Source organism: Arthrobacter sp. ES3-54, assembly GCF_029504395.1.
Lineage (GTDB): Bacteria > Actinomycetota > Actinomycetes > Actinomycetales > Micrococcaceae > Arthrobacter.
Map to the genome: position 1 here is coordinate 364,724 of NZ_JAQFIF010000003.1, position 20,340 is coordinate 385,063.

The 20,340-nt window shown below is 68.1% G+C and carries 17 protein-coding genes; 12 read left to right on the forward strand and 5 right to left on the reverse strand.

The genetic code is table 11. The annotated features are described in order from the left end of the window. Nucleotides 1-493 precede the first annotated feature (493 nt). From M2428_RS07615 to dhaM, 7 genes are all read left to right on the forward strand, one after another. Entirely contained in the window at nt 494-2,986 is a 2,493-nt protein-coding gene (locus tag M2428_RS07615; protein WP_277525315.1) for an ATP-dependent Clp protease ATP-binding subunit, read from the forward strand. Nucleotides 2,987-3,140: 154 nt separating this feature from the next. After that, a complete protein-coding gene (locus tag M2428_RS07620; protein WP_277525317.1) occupies nt 3,141-5,258 on the forward strand; it encodes a prolyl oligopeptidase family serine peptidase in 2,118 nt (705 codons plus the stop codon). A gap of 60 nt (nt 5,259-5,318) precedes the next feature. Beyond that, the gene (locus M2428_RS07625) at nt 5,319-5,828 is read left to right on the forward strand and encodes an amino-acid N-acetyltransferase (protein ID WP_277525319.1); all 510 of its coding nucleotides are present in this window, start codon (nt 5,319-5,321) and stop codon (nt 5,826-5,828) included. A gap of 206 nt (nt 5,829-6,034) precedes the next feature. Beyond that, on the forward strand, nt 6,035-6,268 hold the full coding sequence (locus M2428_RS07630; protein WP_277525321.1) for a hypothetical protein: 234 nt from the start codon (nt 6,035-6,037) through the stop codon (nt 6,266-6,268). Between the two features lie 180 nt (nt 6,269-6,448). Then, nucleotides 6,449-7,450, forward strand: coding sequence for a dihydroxyacetone kinase subunit DhaK (gene dhaK / locus M2428_RS07635; RefSeq protein ID WP_277525323.1), 1,002 nt, complete (start codon nt 6,449-6,451; stop codon nt 7,448-7,450). A gap of 2 nt (nt 7,451-7,452) precedes the next feature. Further along, entirely contained in the window at nt 7,453-8,085 is a 633-nt protein-coding gene (gene dhaL, locus M2428_RS07640; protein ID WP_277525324.1) for a dihydroxyacetone kinase subunit DhaL, read from the forward strand. After that, entirely contained in the window at nt 8,082-8,753 is a 672-nt protein-coding gene (dhaM, locus tag M2428_RS07645; RefSeq protein ID WP_277525326.1) for a dihydroxyacetone kinase phosphoryl donor subunit DhaM, read from the forward strand. The genes dhaL and dhaM overlap by 4 nt, the downstream gene beginning before the upstream one ends. A gap of 30 nt (nt 8,754-8,783) precedes the next feature. Here dhaM and M2428_RS07650 read toward each other — a convergent pair whose 3' ends face one another. Together M2428_RS07650 and M2428_RS07655 are read right to left on the reverse strand one after the other, a co-directional pair. Continuing rightward, complete coding sequence (locus M2428_RS07650) at nt 8,784-9,281, reverse strand: hypothetical protein (protein WP_277525328.1); 498 nt, start codon at nt 9,279-9,281, stop codon at nt 8,784-8,786. Between the two features lie 16 nt (nt 9,282-9,297). Further along, complete coding sequence (locus M2428_RS07655; protein WP_346780731.1) at nt 9,298-10,134, reverse strand: A/G-specific adenine glycosylase; 837 nt, start codon at nt 10,132-10,134, stop codon at nt 9,298-9,300. A gap of 374 nt (nt 10,135-10,508) precedes the next feature. On the opposite strand from M2428_RS07655, the gene M2428_RS07660 reads away from it, so the two are divergent. Continuing rightward, nucleotides 10,509-11,135 carry a hypothetical protein gene (locus tag M2428_RS07660; protein ID WP_277525330.1) on the forward strand — a complete coding sequence of 209 codons (627 nt, stop codon included), beginning with the start codon at nt 10,509-10,511 and terminating at the stop codon, nt 11,133-11,135. Between the two features lie 142 nt (nt 11,136-11,277). Here M2428_RS07660 and disA read toward each other — a convergent pair whose 3' ends face one another. Continuing rightward, nucleotides 11,278-12,354 (reverse strand): DNA integrity scanning diadenylate cyclase DisA, encoded by a 1,077-nt coding sequence (disA, locus tag M2428_RS07665; RefSeq protein ID WP_018774911.1) that lies wholly within the window; start codon nt 12,352-12,354, stop codon nt 11,278-11,280. Nucleotides 12,355-12,685: 331 nt separating this feature from the next. Here disA and M2428_RS07670 point away from each other — a divergent pair, with 331 nt between their 5' ends. Next, the gene (locus tag M2428_RS07670; protein ID WP_277525334.1) at nt 12,686-14,299 is read left to right on the forward strand and encodes a peptide chain release factor 3; all 1,614 of its coding nucleotides are present in this window, start codon (nt 12,686-12,688) and stop codon (nt 14,297-14,299) included. A 175-nt stretch (nt 14,300-14,474) separates the two neighbouring features. Continuing rightward, complete coding sequence (locus M2428_RS07675; RefSeq protein WP_277525337.1) at nt 14,475-15,833, forward strand: GAF domain-containing serine/threonine-protein kinase; 1,359 nt, start codon at nt 14,475-14,477, stop codon at nt 15,831-15,833. Nucleotides 15,834-15,863: 30 nt separating this feature from the next. On the opposite strand, the gene M2428_RS07680 is transcribed toward M2428_RS07675, so the two are convergent. Further along, nucleotides 15,864-17,072, reverse strand: a complete 1,209-nt coding sequence (locus M2428_RS07680; RefSeq protein WP_277525338.1) for a helix-turn-helix domain-containing protein — start codon at nt 17,070-17,072, stop codon at nt 15,864-15,866. 97 nt (nt 17,073-17,169) lie between these two features. Between M2428_RS07680 and M2428_RS07685 the strand changes: the two genes are divergently transcribed. Together M2428_RS07685 and M2428_RS07690 are read left to right on the forward strand one after the other, a co-directional pair. Then, on the forward strand, nt 17,170-18,252 hold the full coding sequence (locus M2428_RS07685; protein ID WP_277525340.1) for a ferredoxin reductase: 1,083 nt from the start codon (nt 17,170-17,172) through the stop codon (nt 18,250-18,252). Between the two features lie 13 nt (nt 18,253-18,265). Continuing rightward, nucleotides 18,266-19,468: an acyl-CoA desaturase gene (locus M2428_RS07690; RefSeq protein ID WP_277525342.1), complete on the forward strand. Its 1,203-nt coding sequence runs from the start codon at nt 18,266-18,268 to the stop codon at nt 19,466-19,468. Between the two features lie 234 nt (nt 19,469-19,702). Here the strand turns inward: M2428_RS07690 and M2428_RS07695 are convergent, their stop codons facing one another. After that, entirely contained in the window at nt 19,703-20,338 is a 636-nt protein-coding gene (locus tag M2428_RS07695; RefSeq protein ID WP_277525344.1) for a class I SAM-dependent methyltransferase, read from the reverse strand. Nucleotides 20,339-20,340 lie beyond the last annotated feature (2 nt).

Here is a 20,340-nt window from a genome sequence, read left to right on the forward strand (position 1 = left end):
GGGCGGCGCAGTATCACGGCCCGGTATCAAGAGACAATCAAGTCTCATCAAGTCCTCAGGTCGCAATCAAGTCGCAATGAAGTCCCTGTGAACTCGCAGTGAAGTCCCAATGAGGCGCAGTCAAATGCCAATGCCCCCGTTATCCGGCGGGGGCATTGCCATGCCGACGGCGGCACGCCTTTCGGGCGGGCCCCGCACCCGCTCCGCCAGCAAGGGCCGGACGGCGCCGCCCGGCCCGGCCGGTTGCACCGCCGGTAAGCGCGGGAAGGCGCCGCCCGGCCCGGCCGGCTCCCCGCCAGCAAGCGCCGGACGGCGCCGCCCGGCCCGGCCGGTTGCACCCGCCCGGGAAGGGTTCCGGCCCATCCCGCCCCTGCCGGGAGGGGTGTCCGGGCAGCGATGCGCAACCCTCCGGTTTCCCCTGTGGCGAACAAGCCCCAAATCTGGAACCCGGCCACGTAGCATCAAAGTACGTCGTAGCTAGGAGTGTGGCGAAATGTTTGAGCGATTTACGGACCGTGCCCGTCGCGTAGTTGTGCTTGCCCAAGAAGAGGCACGCATGCTGAACCACAATTACATTGGTACCGAACACATCCTCTTGGGTCTGATCCATGAGGGTGAAGGTGTTGCCGCCAAAGCCCTTGAATCCTTGAGCATTTCGCTCGACGGTGTCCGCGAGCAGGTCCAGGAGATCATCGGCCAGGGCCAGCAGGCGCCTTCCGGCCACATCCCCTTTACCCCTCGTGCCAAGAAGGTCCTGGAGCTCTCGCTCCGCGAGGCCCTGCAGCTGGGCCACAACTACATCGGTACCGAGCACATCCTCCTCGGCCTCATCCGGGAGGGCGAGGGCGTTGCCGCCCAGGTGCTCGTCAAGCTCGGCGCCGACCTGAACCGGGTCCGCCAGCAGGTCATCCAGCTGCTCTCGGGCTACCAGGGCAAGGAAACCACGGGCGCCGGCGTCGGCCCCGGGCAGGCCGAGGGTACCCCCGCGGGTTCCGTCGTCCTGGACCAGTTCGGCCGCAACCTGACCCAGGCGGCGCGCGAGAACAAACTGGACCCCGTGATCGGCCGCGAGCAGGAAATGGAACGCGTCATGCAGGTCCTTTCCCGGCGCACCAAGAACAACCCCGTGCTGATCGGCGAACCGGGCGTCGGCAAGACCGCCGTCGTCGAGGGCCTTGCCCAGGCGATCGTGCGTGGGGATGTCCCGGAAACCATCAAGGACAAGCAGCTGTACACCCTGGACCTGGGGTCCCTCGTGGCAGGCTCCCGCTACCGCGGTGACTTTGAAGAGCGCCTGAAGAAGGTCCTCAAGGAGATCCGCACCCGCGGCGACATCATCTTGTTCATCGATGAGATCCACACCCTGGTGGGTGCCGGAGCCGCCGAAGGCGCCATCGATGCGGCCTCGATCCTGAAGCCCATGCTGGCCCGCGGCGAACTCCAGACCATCGGTGCCACCACGCTGGACGAATACCGGAAGCACATCGAGAAGGATGCCGCGCTGGAGCGCCGCTTCCAGCCGATCCAGGTCAAGGAACCCTCCGTGGCGCACGCGATCGAGATCCTCAAGGGCCTTCGCGACCGGTATGAGGCACACCACCGCGTCACCATCACCGACGGCGCCCTCGCCTCGGCGGCGAGCCTTTCCGAGCGCTACATCTCGGACCGGTTCCTGCCGGACAAGGCGATCGACCTGATCGACGAGGCCGGCGCGCGGCTGCGCATCCGGCGCATGACCGCCCCGCCCGAGCTCAAGATCATGGACGAGAAAATCGCCGCCATGAAGCTGGAGAAGGAATCCGCGATCGACGCGCAGGACTTCGAAGGCGCCGCGTCGCTGCGCGACAAGGAGCAGAAGCTCATTGCCGAGCGCGCCGAGAAGGAACGCCAGTGGAAGACCGGCGGCATGGACGACATCTCCGAAGTTGATGAGGACCTCATCGCCGAAGTGCTGGCGAACTCCACCGGCATCCCGGTCTTCAAGCTGACCGAGGAAGAGTCCTCGCGCCTGCTGAAGATGGAAGACGAACTGCACAAGCGCGTGGTCGGCCAGGACGAGGCCATCAGGGCCCTGTCCCAGGCGATCCGGCGCACCCGTGCAGGCCTCAAGGACCCCAAGCGTCCGGGCGGCTCGTTCATCTTCGCCGGCCCCACCGGCGTCGGCAAGACCGAACTGGCCAAGGCCCTCGCCGAGTTCCTGTTCGGCGAAGAGGACGCGCTGATCACGCTGGACATGTCCGAGTACTCGGAGAAGCACACGGTCTCGCGGCTCTTCGGTGCCCCTCCGGGCTACGTGGGCTACGAGGAAGGCGGCCAGCTGACCGAGAAGGTCCGCCGTCGTCCGTTCTCCGTGGTCCTGTTCGATGAAGTGGAGAAGGCGCACGCCGATCTCTTCAACTCGCTGCTGCAGATCCTGGAAGACGGCCGCCTGACCGACTCCCAGGGCCGCGTGGTGGACTTCAAGAACACCGTGATCATCATGACCACGAACCTCGGCACCCGGGACATCTCCAAGAGCGTTGCCACCGGATTCCAGTCCGGCACGGACACGCAGACCGGCTACAACCGGATGCGCGCCAGGGTCACCGAGGAGCTCAAGCAGCACTTCCGCCCCGAGTTCCTGAACCGTGTTGACGATGTTGTGGTCTTCCCGCAGCTGACCCAGGACGAGATCATCGAGATCGTGGACATGTTCGTCGGCCGGCTCGAGAAGCGCCTCAAGGACAAGGACATGGGCATCGAGCTCACGTCCGCGGCCAAGGTGCTCCTGGCGACCCGCGGCTACGACCCCGCCATGGGTGCCCGGCCGCTGCGCCGCACCATCCAGCGCGAGATCGAGGACCAGCTCTCGGAGAAGATCCTCTTCGGCGAACTGCACTCCGGCGACATCGTGGTGGTGGATGTGGAAGGCGAAGGCGACGACGCGAAGTTCACCTTCGCCGGCAACGCCAAGCCGCGCATCCCGGAGATCGCTCCCAGCGTCTAGCATCAAGACAAAAGGCCCCGCTGTCCCGAAACGGACGGCGGGGCCTTGCGTTTGCGCCCGGCAGCCGGTTCGACGGCCCTCCGTATCTGAAAGCAGTGTTTCACTCTCAGTGAACTTTCTGTGATCGATGCCACATACGGTGTTGAATCGGTGCATGGCTGCCAAGGACTCAGAGACCCTGAGCGAACAACCCGAGACCCCCTTCCACGATCTGGACCACTACCTCGCCATCCCCAAGGTGAGTGGTTTGACGCTGAGCCCGGACGGGGCACGGCTGGTCACCACTGTGGCGACACTCGGCGCGAAGGGCACCGAATACTGCACCGCGCTGTGGGAAGTTGACCCGGGCGGGGTCAAACAGGCCCGCCGGATCACGCGCAGCGCCAAGGGGGAGGCGGGTGCGGTGTTTGCCGCCAACGGCGACCTCTACTTCACCTCTGCCCGTCCCGATCCGGAGAGCCCCGAGGCTGACCCCGTCAGCGCCCTCTGGATACTCCCGTCCGACGGCGGCGAAGCCCGGGTGGCTCTGTCCCGCGCCGGCGGAATCGGCGGAGTCCACGCCGCCAAGGACGCCGACACCGTGGTGGTGGCGGCCTCGGTGCTGGCTGGCTCCACGGATGAGGAAAATGACGAAGAACGCCGCAAGGCGCGCAAGGACAACAAGGTCGCGGCCATCCTGCACAGCGGCTACCCCGTCCGCTACTGGGACGCGGACCTGGGGCCGGGGCAGCCGCGGTTGTTCGCCGTCGAATCCGGAGGGCAGCTGGAGGCCGGCAAGCCGACCACCGTCGACGCCGCGCCGCCGCTGAAGCTCCGCAACCTGACGCCCGACGCCGGAACCCGGCTCAGGGACGCCGAATCGGTGGTCAGCCCGGACGGCACGATGATCTACAGCAGCTTCGCCAAGCCGCTTGCTAATGCCGATTCACGTTCCGTGCTGGTCGCCATCGACGTCGCCACCGGCACCCGGACGGTTCTGCTGGACACGGAAGGCCTGAGCTACTTCCCGGGCCCGGTCAGTCCGGACGGCCGGAGCCTGGTGGTGCTCAGTGAAAGCGACACCACTCCGCTGGAGGCCCCGCAGGTCAAGCTGCACCTCCTCGACGTCGCCGGCCCGGCGGCAGGCGAGGGTGCCCTGACGCCGCTCGCCCATGATTGGGACCGCTGGGCCCACCCCGCAGCGTGGCTGCCGGACGGATCGGCGCTGCTGGTCACCGCCGACGAGGACGGCGCCTCGCCGGTGTTCCGGATCGGTGCAGCCGGGAGCCAAGCTGGCCAGGTGCTTCGCCTGACGGACGACGCCGCCGCGTATACCGACGTCGTCGTCGCGCCCGACGGACGCAGCGCCTATGCCCTGCGCAGCTCCTACGAATTCCCCGCCGAACCTGTGCGGATCGACCTCGCCGGCGGCGGCGTCGTGCGCCTGCCCTCGCCCGCGGAGCGCCCGCACTTCAAAGGGACCCTTGAGCGCGTGGAGACGACGGCGGCCGACGGCGCCCGTGTGCCCGCGTACCTGGCGCTGCCCGAGGGCGCGTCCGCCGCGAGCCCGGCCCCGCTGCTGCTCTGGATCCACGGCGGCCCGCTGGGATCCTGGAACGCCTGGACCTGGCGCTGGAACCCGTGGCTGCTGGTGGCCCGCGGTTACGCGGTGCTGCTCCCGGACCCTGCCCTCTCCACCGGCTACGGCCAGGAGCACATCCAGCGCGGCTGGGGGGAGTGGGGCAAGGCTCCGTTCACTGACCTGATGGCCATCACCGACACTGTTGTGCAGCGCCCGGACATCGACGAGACGCGTACGGCCGCCATGGGCGGTTCCTTCGGCGGGTACATGGCCAACTGGGTGGCCGGACATACGGACCGCTTCAAGGCAATCGTCACGCACGCCAGCCTCTGGGCCCTCGACCAGTTCGGTCCCACCACGGACGCCGCGCAGTACTGGCTCAAGGAGATGACGGCCGAGATGGCGCTGGAGAACTCCCCGCATCTGCACGTGAAAAACATCAGCACTCCGATGCTCGTCATCCACGGCGACAAGGACTACCGCGTGCCGATCGGCGAGGGGCTCCGGCTCTGGTACGAACTGCTCGCCAAGTCACAGCTGGCGGCCGACGACAACGGCGAAACGGACCACCGCTTCCTCTACTTCCCGGACGAGAACCACTGGATCCTGCAGCCGCAGCACGCCAAGGTCTGGTACGGGGTAGTCGAGCACTTCCTCGCCAGGAACCTGCTGGACAAGGACATTCCCGTCCCCGACGAACTGGGTCTCTGACACCCCGGCCCCGGGCCCGGCCGCGAGCCGGCTGGCCCGGAGCCCCCGTAGGATTGGGCTGTGACTGACTCGATCCGCATCCGCCCTGCCCGTACCAGCGACGTTGGCGCCATCAAGACGCTCGTGGCGCCGTTGGCCGACCAGCGGATCCTCATGGCCAAAGAAACCGTGGCCTACTACGAGAGCCTGCAGGAATTCCGGATCGCCGAATCGGAAGACGGCGAGGTGATCGGCTGCGGAGCGCTGCACGTCATGTGGGAGGACCTGGCCGAGGTGCGCACACTCGCGGCCTCGGATGCCTGGCGCGGCAGGGGCGTGGGCCACGCCCTGGTAGAGCGTCTGCTGGAGGATGCCCGCGCGCTGGGCGTCTCGCGCGTCTTCTGCCTGACGTTCGAAGTGGATTTCTTCAAGAAGCACGGCTTTGAAGTCATGGCTGACCAGACCGCCGTCGACCCCGTGGTGTATTCCGAGCTCCTGCGCTCGCATGACGAAGGCGTTGCCGAGTTCCTGGACCTGGCGCGGGTCAAGCCGAACACGCTGGGCAACACCAGGATGATCAAGGAGCTGTAGCGCCCGCCGGTTGTGCCCAGTCCGGGTGAGCGTCCGGCGGGTTCCGGCCAGCACCGGCAGCCGCCAGGAACCCGGCGCCCGCCCGGGGCTTCCCTTCAATAAAATTGGTGGATAAACTGATCCCGGCCCAGGGGGTGGGCCGCCATACTTTCGGAGGCAGAAGATTGCATAAAGCCGTGATTTTTCCCGATTTCTCCGCTTTCCAAATGACAATCGCCAACGCTCCGGCAGCGCCGCCGGTCCAGCCGCTGAAAGCGCCACCGGCAGAATTCACCAACCGCTCGTCGCCGGGCACGGGTGTCCCCGTGACGGGACAAACCGCTGGTCCCGCGCCTGCCGCGGCAGGGCCGCCGGCCACACCCCGCGCCCGGATGGGCCGGCTCGCCGCGCCGCCGTTCTCCTGGTTGGGCGTCGACGCCTGGCCGCACTTCCCGGCGTGAGCCGACAAACAAGCCTGAATCATCCGTAGGACCAGGGAACGCGCCGCAACAACCCGCCGGCCCGGGATTCGCAGCCCCGCCAGGGAGCCCCGGGCCGAGGGAATCGGGAGCCTACCGCCGGCCGTGCCCCGGTAGTAGGGTCTAAGCAAGCAGCCAGGACACCATCCAGGGAGCACCGCCATGAAGAAACTCATCAATGATCCCAAAGCCGTGGTCGACGAGTCAGTGGAGGGGTTCGGGCTTGCACACGCCGACCTCGTGACCGTTTTTCCGGACCCGAAATACATTGTGCGCAAGGACGCTCCCGTGGCGGGGAAAGTCGGACTCGTCTCCGGCGGCGGCAGCGGACATGAGCCGTTGCACGGCGGGTACGTGGGCCTGGGCATGCTCGACGCCGCCGTTCCGGGCGCCGTGTTCACCTCGCCCACCCCGGACCAGATCCTGCCGGCCACACTGGCCGTGAACTCGGGCGCCGGCGTCGTGCACATCGTGAAGAACTACACCGGCGACGTCCTGAACTTCGAGACCGCCGCCGAACTCGCGCAGGCCGAAGGCGTAGAGATCCGCACTGTTCTGGTCAACGACGACGTCGCCGTGCAGGATTCGCTGTACACGGCCGGCCGCCGGGGCGTCGGCGGAACAGTCCTGGTCGAGAAGATCGCTGGTGCGGCCGCCGAACGCGGCGACAACCTGGACGCAGTCGCCGCGATCGGTGACCGGGTCAACCAGAACGTGCGCAGCATGGGCGTGGCATTGTCCGCCTGCACCGTTCCGCACGCAGGAGTCCCCAGCTTTGAGCTCGAGGAAAACGAGATCGAGATCGGGATCGGCATCCACGGCGAGCCGGGCCGGCACAAAATTCCCATGGAAAACGCCGACGGCATCACCGACCGCCTCCTGGACCCGGTGGTCAGCGACCTCGGCCTCAGTTCCGGGGACCAGGTTCTCCTGTTCGTCAACGGCATGGGCGGCACCCCGGCCAGCGAGCTGTACATCGTGTACCGCCGGGCCGCGCAGAAACTGGCCGAGCAGGGCGTCACCGTGGCACGGTCCCTGGTGGGCAACTACATCACCTCCCTGGAGATGCAGGGCTGCTCCATCACTGTCCTGCGCCTCGATGATGAAATGGCGACGCTCTGGGACGCTCCCGTGCACACTTCGGCCCTCCGCTGGGGCGTCTGACCGTGGGGCTGGACGTCGGCTGGGCCGTGCGCTGGCTGACCCTTTCAGCGCAGGCCATGGCGGAACACCGGGTGGAGCTAATCGAGCTGGACCGGCCCATCGGGGACTCGGACCACGGCGAGAACATGGACCGCGGCTTCAAGGCCGTGATGGACAAGCTTTCCGAGGCGCCGCCGGAAACCCCGGGCGCGGCCCTGAAACTGACGGCCATGACGCTGATGTCCAAGGTCGGCGGCGCGGCAGGCCCACTGTACGGCACCGCGTTCCTGCGGGCCGCCACGGCACTCGGTGACACTTCCGACGTCGACGCCGCCACCCTGGCGGCCGCGCTGCAGGCCGCCCGCGACGGGATCGTCGTCCGCGGAAAGGCCGAGCCGGGGGACAAAACGATGGTGGACGCCTGGACGCCCGCGATCGAGGCAGCCGCAGCCGCTGCCGCGGCTGGCGACGGCGACGTCCGGAAGGTGCTGCTCGCCGCGGCGGAGGCCGCCGAAGCCGGCGCAGTGTCCACGGATCCGATGCTCGCCCGCAAGGGCCGCGCCAGCTATCTGGGGGAGCGCAGCATCGGCCACCGCGACCCCGGAGCGGTCTCCAGTGCACTGATCCTGCGCGCCGCGGCCGGAGCGACCGAATGACAGTCCGGCTGGTGGTGGTCTCGCACAGCGCCAAGATCGCGGACGGCGCCGCCGAGCTCGCCGCCCAGATGGCCCCCGACGTCCTAATCCTCCCCGCCGGTGGCACCGACGACGGCCGCATCGGCACGAGCTTGGAGAAGGTCATGGCGGCGCTGGAGCAGGCCGCCGGTGACGGGGTGGTGGTGCTCGCCGACCTCGGATCCGCGGTGATGACGGCGGAGTCCGCAGCGGAGTTCGCAGCGGATCCGGGATCGGTGCTGCTCGCGGACGCGCCCCTGGTGGAAGGACTGGTGGCGGCCGCGGTGGCTGCCCAGGCCGGAGCCGAAGCGGCGGCGGTGAAGGACGCGGCCGAGGCCGTCTACCGGCCCCCAGCCCACCCCGCGGAGGCCGAACATGTGCACCAGCAGCCGCCTGACGCCACGGGGGACTTCGAGCTCGTCAACCAGGCCGGCATGCACGCCCGGCCGGCGGCGAAGATAGCCGGCGGCCTGTCCGCCATGGACGCCGACGTGACCGTCAACGGCGCCGATGGCGCCTCCATGACGGAGCTCATGATGCTTGCCGCCGGCAAGGGAACCATCCTGCATGTGGAGGCCAGCGGCCCGGACGCCGCCAAAGCGGTCGGCTACCTGGAGCGCCTGGTCGGCTCGGGGTTCGGCGAACCATAGGCGCGGGTCTGGCAGGCCGGGCGGCCCGGGCTAGGGTGCCTGCCTAAGGCCGGCCGCGTCCAGCACCACGCCGGCCGTGATGAAGGTTCCGCACTGCTCGCCAAACGGCTGCGCCGCCCGGGGTGTGAAGGCCGCGGTCCGTGACGGCAGCGGGTTCCCGGCGCTATCTGTGCCCGTGGCCGTCACCTCGATGCGGCTGGCCGTCAGCGTCTCCATCATCAGCATGCCGGTCAGGGTGCCGTCGGGCGACGAAGTGGCCGAGCAGACGCCGTCGCCGCCGTAGCGAACCGGTTCACAGCCCTGGTCCACGGCCGTGCTCCCGGGCACCAGTTCCAGGTCCGCTTCCTTGCAGCGCCCGTCCTGACAGGCCCGAAGGTGGATGGCCCGCACTGACGGGGCATACTCCCGGGCGACGGTGAAGGTCACGACAGTCGCCTGGCCGATCGCCGGGCAGGCGGCCTCCGCCCGGCACGAGGCTACCAGGAAGGCGGTGAGGGCCAGAGCGGCCGCGGCCGCCAGCTTGCGCATGCTCCAGCGTAGATCTTCAGCCCGGGAGCCGGAAGCCGCCCCGGTACAGTTCCGCGAGGCCATCGCCCAGCAGGCCGGCCAGCGCCCGCTCCAGCTGCTCGGGAGCGGCATTGAGCCGGTGCAGGGCCGCGAGCGGGATCCCGATTCCCTGCGGTTCGAAGCCCAGGTCCGCGGGAGCCTGATGGAACAGCACCGGCGCCACGGGGTCCTCGGCCACCCGCAGGACAGCCATCACGGCGCCGCGAACCTGCCGATCCGTGCCGTGCCAGGCCTGTCCCTTGGGCGTGTACGTTGGCGCTGGCTCCCCGGCCGCCAGCCAGGCGCAGGACTCCCGGACAGGGCATTGGCCGCACCCGGGGGCCCGCGCCGTGCAGACCAGGGCGCCGAGTTCCATGACGGAGGCGTTCCAGCGCACCGAGGCGCCGGCGTCGTCGGGGAGCAGGGACGCCGCCAGCCGCATTTCGGCAGCGGTCAGGGCCTGCGCCGGCAGGGCAGAACCGGAGACCAACCGCGCGTGGACCCGGCGGATATTGGTGTCGACCACCGTTTCCCGGCGTCCATAGGCGAACGCCGCGACGGCCGCGGCCGTGTAGCTGCCCACACCGGGGAGATCCAGGAGTTCGGTGTAGGCGCCGGGGACGGCCCCGCCGTAGCTGTCCCTGATGGCCACGGCAGCCGCGTGCAGGCGCAGTGCGCGCCGGGGATACCCCAGCCGGCCCCAGGACCGGACGGCTTCCCCGGCGGGTTCGCTGGCCAGAGCGGACGGTTCCGGCCAGCGGCGCAGCCACTCCTCCCAGACCGGCAGGACCCGGACCACCGGCGTCTGCTGGAGCATGACCTCGCTGACCAGCACGCCCCAGGGGGTGCACTCCGCGGCCCGCCACGGCAGTTCCCGCGCATTAAGTGCGAACCAGTCGTCCAGGGCGGCATGGAGCGCGGGGAGATCCGCGGCGCGGGCGCGCGGCCCGGCGGGCAGGGGCTCCCGCTGCGCCGCGGCGGATACTGGGGGCGTTGGGGTTAAAGTTTCGATCCATTCAGCGTAATAGATCGGGGTAACGGATCGGGACGGCGGTAGGTCCCGCGGCGTGGTCGGGCGCCATAGCCCGCGCGGTTCTCTAGGCTAGAAGAATGGTCAGGCAAGGCAGTTCAGGAACGGGTGGCTCGCGGCCGAAAGGTTCTCCCCCAGGACGATCCGGGCGGAAATCCGGACGGCCCCCGCTCCGCCCGGTGTACCGCCGCCGCCGGCTGATTGCCGGCGTGGTCCTGCTGCTCGTTCTCGCCGTGGCTTTCGGCGGCTTCGTCGCCCTCTCGAGCGCCATGAGTGGGGGCCAGGGCGGCGGCCCCTCATCCGGTGGCCAGCCTTCAGGGGCCGCAGCGCCGGCGAGCCAGCCGACTGCGTCCGCGTCGGGGAGCCCTACGGCGTCCGGGGATCCTTCGGCCTCACCCACGGCCGCCTCGGGCGACGGCTGCGAGCAGAATCTGGTGGTCGTCACGGCTGCCACCGACAAACAGATCTATGCCTCCGGTGAGAAGCCGCTGCTAAGCCTCACGGTGACCAACAACAACAAGGTGCCCTGCGACGTCAATATCGGGACATCGCAGATGGAGTACATGATCACCAGCGGCTCGGACCGGATCTTCTCCTCCAAGGACTGCCAGGCGGAGAGCACGGACCTGATGAAGACCATTGCTCCGGGCAAGAGCGAGTCCGCGAACTTCCCGTGGCAGCGCAACCGCACGGTGCAGGGCTGCGAACCCGTCGACGCCAAGCCCGGAGCCGGCGGCGCCTACTATGTCTTCACCGCCCGGCTGGCGAACAAAACCAGCCCCAAGGCCGTGTTCCAACTCAACTAATCCCGTTAACCCCCGTCGACTGCTCCGTAGGTGCCCTTTTGGGCGCTCAAAAGGGCACCTGGGCCCACGCCGGCAGGGTTCCCTGGCCGAGCTTGCGAGGCGAGGGGGCCGGTGGGGAGCACTCGAGGGGTGTTGGAGGGGGCTAGAGGAACCGGTCCAGCAGGCTGGCCTCGGCCATGCGGCTCAGGCCTTCCCTGACGGTCCTGGCGCGCTGGTCACCGATCCCGTCCACTGTCATGAGGTCATCGATCGTTGCCGCCATCAGGAACTGCAGGCCGCCAAAGTGGTCCACGAGCCGGTCGGCGACGGCCTTGGGTACGGCCTTGAGGCCGGAGAGCAGGCGGTAGCCGCGCGGCTGCACGACGGCGTCGAGGTTGGCCTCGCCGCCGGCGAAGCCAACGATTCCGGCGATCTTGCCCAGATCGATCAGCTCGGTTGGGCCCAGGCTGACGAGGGCCTTGACCGCTTTGTCGATGTCCTCCGCGGTTGCGGCCGGGCCGGAGTAGTCGCGGATGATGACGTCGCTGCCCGGGCCGCGGCCCACGGTGAGCTCGTCCAGCTGCAGTGAAAGCAGGCGGCCGTCTTCACCTAGTTCCAGGACGTACTGGGAGATTTCCTCGGAGATCCTGCGCACCATTTCCTGGCGCTGAAGCGTGACCGCGACGTCGCGGACTGTCACCATGGCCTCGATTTCGAGGGCGGAGAGTGAGCTGGTCACCTGGTCCAGGCGCGAGCGGTAGCGTTCCAGGGTTGCCAGGGCCTGGTTGGCGCGGGCCAGGACCTTCTCCGAGCCCTCCAGGACGTGGCGCAGCCCGTGCACGTACAGCGCGATGATCTGCATTGACTGGCTGACCGAAATGACCGGGACGCCCGTCTGGATGGCCACGCGTTCCGCGGTCCGGTGCCGGGTTCCCGATTCCTGCGTTTCGATGCTCGAGTCCGGGACGAGCTGGACCGCCGCGCGCAGGATGTTGCTGGCATCCTTATCGCAGACGATGGCACCGTCCATCTTCGCCAGTTCCCTCAGCCGGGTGGGGGAGAAGTCGATTCCGATTTCGAAGCCGCCCGAACAGATGGACTCGATGGTCCTGTCGATTCCCAGCACGATCAGCGCGCCGGTCCGTCCTCGGAGGATGCGTTCCAGGCCGTCGCGGAGGGCGGTGCCCGGTGCCACCCTGGCCAGGGTGGCCTTCAGCGCATCTTCAGGGCTCCGAGCCATAGATTTCCCTTCAAAGGTGCAGGCGAGAGCCTGCAAGTGCGCCGGTTTCCAGGGTCCCCCGGCAGGATCAAAAGTACTCAGTTCCCCGCTCTCCCCATGATAGGGGTAAAGTACGGCCACTTCCGCACGGGCAAGCCTTAAAGTGGTCCATTGCGACGTGCCGCCAAGAGCCTCCGGAACGGCTGTTCCGGGTCCCGCCCTCGACGGCATTTTGGCGCTGAATGGCCGCCGCTTCGTGCGCGGTGCGCGGCCTGCGATAAACTTGGATCCTTGGGTGTACCGCGGGCTCTCCGCGCCGTGACCCGTCCACAGCCGCAGCGAAAGTAGCATCGTGTCTCAAGAAGTCCTCAGCCCCGCCCGAGTCCAGGAGATTCACAAGCAGGCGGCCCGGCGCCGGACTTTCGCGGTCATTTCGCACCCCGACGCCGGCAAATCCACCCTGACGGAGGCCCTCGCGCTGCACGCAAAGGTGATCGGCACTGCCGGGGCCTCCAGCGGCAAGGCCAACCGCAAGGAGACGGTCTCGGACTGGATGCAGATGGAAAAGGACCGCGGCATCTCCATCAGCTCCGCAGCGCTGCAGTTCGGCTACCGGGACACCGTCATCAACCTCCTGGACACTCCGGGCCACGCGGACTTCTCCGAGGACACCTACCGCGTGCTCGCAGCCGTGGACTGCGCCGTCATGCTGGTCGACGCCGCGAAGGGCCTGGAAACCCAGACCATGAAACTCTTCGAGGTCTGCAAGCAGCGCAACCTGCCCATCATCACGGTCATCAACAAGTGGGACCGGCCCGGCCTGGACGCCTTGGCCCTCATGGACGAGATCACCGAGCGCACCGGCCTGCAGCCCATGCCGCTGACCTGGGCCGTGGGCATCTCCGGCGACTTCCGCGGCGTCTGGGACCTGCGCAATGACCGCTTCGCGCAGTTCAAGCGCAACAACTCCGGCGCCAACATCGCCCTCACCGAGTACTTCACCCCGGATGAGGCCGCGGCCAGCCAGGGCGAGGACTGGTCGAATGCCGTGGACGAGGCCGGGCTGGTCATTGAATCCAACCTGGCGTTCGACGTCGAGGCCTTCCACGCCGGAAAGGCGACGCCGATCCTCTTCAGTTCGGCCGCGCTGAACTTCGGTGTGAAGGAAATCCTCGACGCCCTCGTCGACTTTGCCCCGCCGGCTGCCCCGCGGCCCGACGTCGAAGGTGAGCCCCGCCCAGTCGATGCACCGTTCGCCGGATTCGTCTTCAAGGTCCAGGCCGGCATGAACAAGGCCCACCGCGACCACGTTGCCTTCATCAGGGTCTGCTCCGGCATGTTCGAGCGCGGCATGGTGGTCACCCAGACCCGGACAGGGAAATCCTTCGCCACCAAGTACGCCCAGCAGGTCTTCGGCCGCGAACGCGAGGTGATCGACGAGGCCTTCCCGGGCGACGTGGTTGGCCTCGTGAACGCCTCCTCCCTTCGCGTGGGGGACAGCCTGTTCCTGGACCAGCCGGTGGAGTTCCCCGCGATCCCGCTGTTCGCCCCGGAACACTTCCAGGTGGCGCGCTCCAAGGACCCGAGCCGGTTCAAGCAGTTCCGCCGCGGCATCGAACAACTCGAGCACGAGGGCGTCATCCAGGTGCTCCGCTCCGACATCCGCGGTGACCAGGCGCCAGTCCTTGCCGCCGTCGGCCCCATGCAGTTCGAAGTGGTCGAAGACCGCATGGCGCACGACTTCAGTGCCCCGATGCGGCTGGAACGCCTCCCGTACTCGATGGCCCGGATCTCGACCGTCGACGCCATGCCGGCGCTGGCCAACGTCCCCGGCGCCGAAGTCCTGTTGCGTTCCGACGGGGAATATCTGGCACTGTTCAACGACGTCTGGGCCCTGCGCCGGATCGAAAAGAACCACCCTGACCTCACCCTGGTGCCGATCGGGACCCACAACCCCGCAAAATAGCGGCAAGGCGCCGGACCGAAAGGCCCGCCATGTCTTCCGAAATCCGGTTTCCGCGTTATCATAAGTAAGCTTGCTTATGATGCGGGTGCCGGGATCGGTTTTCCGGCTTTGGACTGATCCGCCCCGATTCCAGCGGCGGCCCCATTAGAGGGACCACGTAAACCTTTTGACAACCATGAACCCCGGGTTCCTGCTCAGCGGGCGCTACCGGATCGAAGAACTCATTGGCCGGGGCAGCCAATCGAGCGTGTACCGTGCCACGGACGAGGTCCTGGGACGCGAAGTGGCAGTCAAACTTTTCCGCGACGGGACTGTGGACGAAGAGCGGACCCGCAGGCAAAGCGAAGAAGTGCGGATCCTGGCAGGGATGGCCCACCACGCCCTCGTGACACTGTTCGACGCCGGGACAGACCTGAGCGACCCGGCCCGCCGGCTCAGCTACCTGGTAATGGAACTCGTCCGCGGCCCCGACCTCCGCCGCCGCTCGGCCGAGGGCCCGCTTTCGGCAGCCCACATGGCGGTGATCGGACACGATCTCGCCGACGGACTGGCGCACATCCACCACCACGGCATCATCCACCGGGACGTCAAGCCGGCCAACATCCTGCTTGTGGACTACAGCGTCGAGGACCGGCGCCCGCGCGCCAAACTCAGCGACTTCGGCGTGGCCATCACAATCCGCGAAGACCACTGCGGCGACCCTGACGACAGCTCCGGAACCCCGGCCTACCTCAGCCCCGAACAGGCCGCCGGCGAACCGGCCGGCCCCGCCAGCGACGTCTATTCGCTGGGGCTGGTCCTCCTGGAAGGCCTGACCGGAAAGATGGCGTACCCCGGCGCGCCGGTCCAGTCCGCCCTGGCCCGGCTGCTCCAGGACCCGCACATCCCCGAAGAGCTCGCACCCCTGTGGGTGGCCCTGCTGACCTCCATGCTTGACCGGGATCCGGCGGCCCGCCCGCCGGCCCGGGAAGTGTCCCTGGCCCTGCGCCAGGAAGTCATCAATGGCACGGGACGCCACCGCCGCGACCAGGCCGCGCTGCTGACCGACGAAGACGGGCGCATGCAGGCTGTCGAGCGGTACCAGATCCTCGACACCCCCGCGGACGGCGCCTTCGACCGGATCGCGACGCTGGCCGCACGCATGTTCTCGGTGCCCGTGGCGATTGTCAGCGTAGTGGACCATGACCGCATCTGGTTCAAGTCCCACCACGGCACGGACGTCACGGAGATCGGCCGGGACCCCGGGTTGTGCGCCTCCGCCATCCTGCAGGGCGATGCCTGGATTGTCCGGGACGCCATCAATGATCCCCGGACGCTGGCCAACCCTCTCGTAGCCGGCGAGTTCGGCCTGCAGTTCTATGCCGGAGTGCCGCTGCGCACTCCGGACGGCTACAACCTGGGCACCTTGTGCATCCTGGACCGTGAGCCCCGCGAGTTCAGCGAGGAGGACACTTCTGCGCTGGAAGACCTGGCGGCGCTCGTGATGCACGACCTGGAGCTGCGGCTCCACAGCCGGCGGGCGCTCGCCGGGTAATCTGCGGTCCGCCGCCGGCCCACCGGTCGCCTACCGCCGCCCGGCGTGCAGGGCCAGTTCGAGTTCGAAGCGCGCCGTTGGATCCTCGAGGGCGTCGCCGAATAGCTCGCGCAGCTGTGCCGCTCGGTAGCCCACGGTCTGCGGGTGGATCCCGAGCTCGGCGGCCACGGGTGCCCGCTGGCCCCAGTGGCGCAGCCAGGAGAGCAGGGTTTCGGCGAGCCGCTCGCGCTGCGCGGGCCGGAGCCCTTCCAGCGGCGCGAGCCGCCGGGTGGCCAGTTCGGTGATTGCCGAGGGTTCCGCACCAAGAATCACCTGCGCCAGGTGCTCGTCCGCCCAAATCGGGGGATCGTCCGGCCCTTCGCGCGGAGGCAGCGCCGCGGCCGCCAGCACGGCCAGCCGCAGTGAATCCGGAACCCGCTCCCAGCCGCCGGACGGCCCCACGGCAGCGCCGCGCCCCTTCAGGGCACGGTCCAGATCCTCCCGGGCGGACCGCGAATTCCGCGCCGGCACCAGCGCGACGACGTCGGTCTCGCGCTCAATCACAAGAGTTCCCGGACCGAGGCGCAGACGCAGCCCGGCCGCCCGGTCCAGCGGAAGCGTCACTACCGCCATGCGCGGCGGCAGGGACCAGTCCGCCATCGCCGCAGTCTGGCGCAGGGCTGCCTCGTCTGCCTGGCCGAGCAGGAGCAGGTCCAGCAGTCCGGTGCGGCGCCGGTCCACCGCTCCGGCGCGTTCGGATTGTTCAAAAGCGTAGGCCTCGGCACTGACCGCGGACAGCTCATCGATGTACGCGAGGATCGATTCGCCCAGATCCACCACGACGCCCTGGCCGAGGTGGTGTTCCACTGAGACCTTGGACATTTCCCGGAAGGTCACGCGGGCACCCATCCGGTAGGCGCTCAGGAGCGCGTCCATGCTCCGCCCCTGGCGGAACTCGCCGCTGCCCAGGCCGGCCACCAGCTCCCGGCTTTCCTCGGACAGCGCCGGCAGCCGGGTCCCGGGCAGCTGCAGGAACCGGTCAAGCGCCGCTGCCACGCCCCGCCTCAGGCCCCGGCCGAACCGCCCCTCAATCGGTCTGGCGTAGGCGGGAACGAGCTGCGGGACGGCCTCGATGATGGCCTCGACGATGCCGGGCATCCTGGGACGCAGCATGTCGCTGACCTCCCCGGGCAGTGCCAGCCATGGAGGTTCGTGGGCGGGGGCGGGGCCAGAAGGCTCCGGGACAGGGGCTGCGTTCATGGTTAATCCGATGAGTTGTTGCGGTGGGATAGTTTTCTTGTGTCGATCGTATGCCTTGGGTGAAGATGTATTACGCAAACTGACATAAGCTTGATAGATGATCCGGCTCCGTAAGCTGGCGCGCGCCGCATCTCTACTGACCACCCCCCTAGCTCCAGAAGACATTCTGTCGCTGTTCAATCCTGTTTTCTCCGCTCGCCAACTGCGCGGCGTGGTCACGAGGGTGGTTCCAGAAACGGCCGATTCCGCCACTATTTTCTTCCGTCCCGGCCGCGGCTGGCAAGCGCACCTTGCTGGCCAATGGGCCCGTATTGGCGTCGAGCTCGACGGCGTCCGCCACTGGCGGTCCTATTCGCTCAGCGCCCCCGCCGGGCAGGACCCGGCAATTACTGTTACCGATATGGGCGCTGTCTCCGGCGCCCTCGTGCGCGGCACGAAACCCGGCGACGTCCTGTTCCTGGCGCCTCCGCAAGGCGACTTCGTCCTGCCCGAACACCCCCGCCCGCTGCTCATGCTCACAGCCGGCAGCGGAATCACGCCCGTGATGTCGATGATCCGCACGCTGGTGCCGCACCGTCCCGACTCCGACGTCGTCCTGATCCACACCGCCCGCACCGCCGCGGACACCATCTTCCGTGAAGAGCTCGCGGAGCTCGCCGACCAGTTCCCGAACTTCCGGGTCACACACTGGTTCACCGGCGAGCAAGGCCGGCTGGACTTCACCTCCGCCGCCGACCTGGACCGGCTGTGCCCTGACTGGCGGCAGCGTGCCGCGTACGCTTGCGGCCCGGAAGGCTTCCTCGACGATGCCGAGACGCTTTGGGAAGCCGAAGCCGCCGAGGCCACTGAAGCCCCGTCGGCCGTGGAAGGCTCACTGACGATCGAGCGCTTCAGCACGAAGCTCGCCGGCGGGGAAGGGCACGACGGCGGCCTGGTCACGTTCGAGGCGTCGGACCGCGAAGTCGAAGCCGACGGCGATACGCCGCTGCTCGATGTCGGCGAGGACGCCGGCATCCTGATGCCCAGCGGCTGCCGCATGGGCATCTGCCACAGCTGCCTCATCCCACTCCGGGCCGGCCACGTTCGTGACCTGCGCACGGACGAAGTCCATGGCGAGCCCGGCCAATTAATTCAGACGTGTGTTTCGGCAGCCGCCGGACCCGTTAACCTCGATCTCTAAGGAGTACCACCGCATGACGATTGTTTCCGACAAACCCGACGTTTCCGAGGAAGCTCCCAAGGGCGGCCCTTCCCAAAGCAAGGCGTCCGCTGCCGTAAAGCCGCGGCCCGGTGCCCTGGCGGAGTCCGGCAGCCCGCTGGTCCGTCCGGACGCGGCGGCGCACCTCTCTGACGAGCAGGTCGCCGAGCTCGGCCGCGAACTCGACGCCATCAAGGACGAGGTCCTCGCCAAGCGCGGCGCCAGCGACGCGGCTTACATCCGCCGGGTGATCAAGGTCCAGCGCGGGCTTGAGATCACCGGCCGCGCCACCCTTCTGGTGAGCAAGCACAAAGCAGCCTGGGTCGCCGGCACGGCGATGCTTAGCTTCGCCAAGATCCTGGAAAACATGGAACTGGGCCACAACATCCTGCACGGCCAGTGGGACTGGATGCGGGACCCGGACATCCACTCCACCACCTGGGACTGGGACTTCGTCACCCCGACGCGATCCTGGCAGCACACCCACAACGACCTGCACCACCGGTGGACGAATGTCGTGGGCAAGGACAATGACATCGGGTACAACCTGCTGCGGATGGATCCGTCCCAGGAATGGAAGCCCTTCAATCTGGGCAATCCGCTGTATAACGCGATCCTGGCGCCAGTCTTCGAATGGGGCATCGCACTCTACGATCTTGAATTGCCTGACTACAAGGAGGGCAAGAAGAGCAAGGAGGCCATGACCCGGGACCTCAAGGCGCTGGGGCTCAAGGCCCTGAAGCAATTCACCAAGGACTATGCCGCCACACCGGCCGTCGCCATGTTGACCGGCTCGGGCAAGCAGGCGCTGTATGGCACCTTGACCGCCAACGCGGTCCGGAACGTCTGGGCGCACGCGATTATTTTCTGCGGGCATTTCCCCGACGGCACCGACACCTTCACCGAAGAGATGGTCGAAGGCGAAACCCGCGGCGACTGGTATGTTCGGCAGATGATCGGATCGGCCAACATCTCCGGGTCCAAGTTCATGCACCTGATGAGCGGCAACCTCTCGCACCAGATCGAGCACCACCTCTTCCCGGACCTGCCCTCGAACCGCTACGCCGAAGTGGCACCTAAGGTGCAGGAGATCTGCCAGCGGTACGGGCTGCCGTATACAACCGGGCCGTTGCTGAAGCAGGTCGGCTCCACCTGGGCCAAGGTCTTCAAGTTGGCCCTGCCTCCGAAGAAGGCCTAGCACCGGGGCCCATCGCCCGGTTCGAATCATTGAAGGAGGGGCGCCTGCCATTGCGGCGGGCGCCCCTTCTGCGTGTGGCGGAGCGAGTGGCGACCCGTGCTGGTTTCGGGCCGACGCTTCCTCCCAGTTGCCTGCGCTGGTTCGGCCCGGCCGGAACGGGAAGCCCCGGAATTCCGGGCAGCCCAAGCCCCGGTGCGGAAGCAATCGGGCGGGAACGCCACACCGGGGGTAGGCTCAGGGCTTGCTCGCCGCGCCAAGGACGTGGGCCAGCCGCGGGTTGCCGGGAAGGACCGAAAAGCCGAAGCGCTCGAGGCGCTGCATGGTGAGGCCGGCAGCCGCGATCATGGCGGCGGTGTCGCGGTTCGGGTGGCATCCGCCTGCCACGCGGCTCCACAGCGGGGTGGCCAAGTCTTCGGCGGCCGCCAGCACGCGGTGGGCGGAGCGAACGTGTTCGTAGAACAGCAGCACGCCGCCGTGGCGCAGGACCCGGACCACCTCCGCCAGGGCGACGGACTGGTCCGCCACACTGCACAGCACCAAACTGGAGACGACGACGTCCGCCGAGGCGTCCGCCGCCGGCAGCGCTTCCGCCACGCCGTCTTTCACGCTGACAGGCACCGGTGCCGTGCTGGCGGCGGCGAGGGCCAGCCCCCGGAGCGTGGGGTCCGGTTCGAGGGCCAGCACCCTGGACACCGCGGAAGGGTAGAACGGGAAGGTGGCCCCGTAGCCCGCCCCGATTTCGATGACGACGCCGTGCGCCGCTTCCACGAGCCGCCGGCGGTGCTCCGTTGCCCCGCGGGCATCCATCCGCGGACCCACGCGGGCATAGGATGCCCCGAATGATGATTCGCGGCGGTTGGTTTCCGGCATGG

Excerpts from the sequence above, each read along its gene's own strand:
- disA (WP_018774911.1), bottom strand. The coding sequence starts at position 12,354 with ATGGCTCGGAGCCCTGAAGATGCGCTGAAGGCCACCCTGGCCAGGGTG.
- dhaM (WP_277525326.1), top strand. The coding sequence starts at position 8,082 with ATGACAGTCCGGCTGGTGGTGGTCTCGCACAGCGCCAAGATCGCGGAC.
- M2428_RS07690 (WP_277525342.1), top strand. The coding sequence starts at position 18,266 with ATGACGATTGTTTCCGACAAACCCGACGTTTCCGAGGAAGCTCCCAAG.
- M2428_RS07685 (WP_277525340.1), top strand. The coding sequence starts at position 17,170 with ATGATCCGGCTCCGTAAGCTGGCGCGCGCCGCATCTCTACTGACCACC.
- M2428_RS07615 (WP_277525315.1), top strand. The coding sequence starts at position 494 with ATGTTTGAGCGATTTACGGACCGTGCCCGTCGCGTAGTTGTGCTTGCC.
- M2428_RS07620 (WP_277525317.1), top strand. The coding sequence starts at position 3,141 with ATGGCTGCCAAGGACTCAGAGACCCTGAGCGAACAACCCGAGACCCCC.
- M2428_RS07695 (WP_277525344.1), bottom strand. The coding sequence starts at position 20,338 with ATGCCGGAAACCAACCGCCGCGAATCATCATTCGGGGCATCCTATGCC.
- dhaK (WP_277525323.1), top strand. The coding sequence starts at position 6,449 with ATGAAGAAACTCATCAATGATCCCAAAGCCGTGGTCGACGAGTCAGTG.
- M2428_RS07675 (WP_277525337.1), top strand. The coding sequence starts at position 14,475 with ATGAACCCCGGGTTCCTGCTCAGCGGGCGCTACCGGATCGAAGAACTC.
- M2428_RS07630 (WP_277525321.1), top strand. The coding sequence starts at position 6,035 with ATGACAATCGCCAACGCTCCGGCAGCGCCGCCGGTCCAGCCGCTGAAA.
- M2428_RS07680 (WP_277525338.1), bottom strand. The coding sequence starts at position 17,072 with ATGAACGCAGCCCCTGTCCCGGAGCCTTCTGGCCCCGCCCCCGCCCAC.
- M2428_RS07650 (WP_277525328.1), bottom strand. The coding sequence starts at position 9,281 with ATGCGCAAGCTGGCGGCCGCGGCCGCTCTGGCCCTCACCGCCTTCCTG.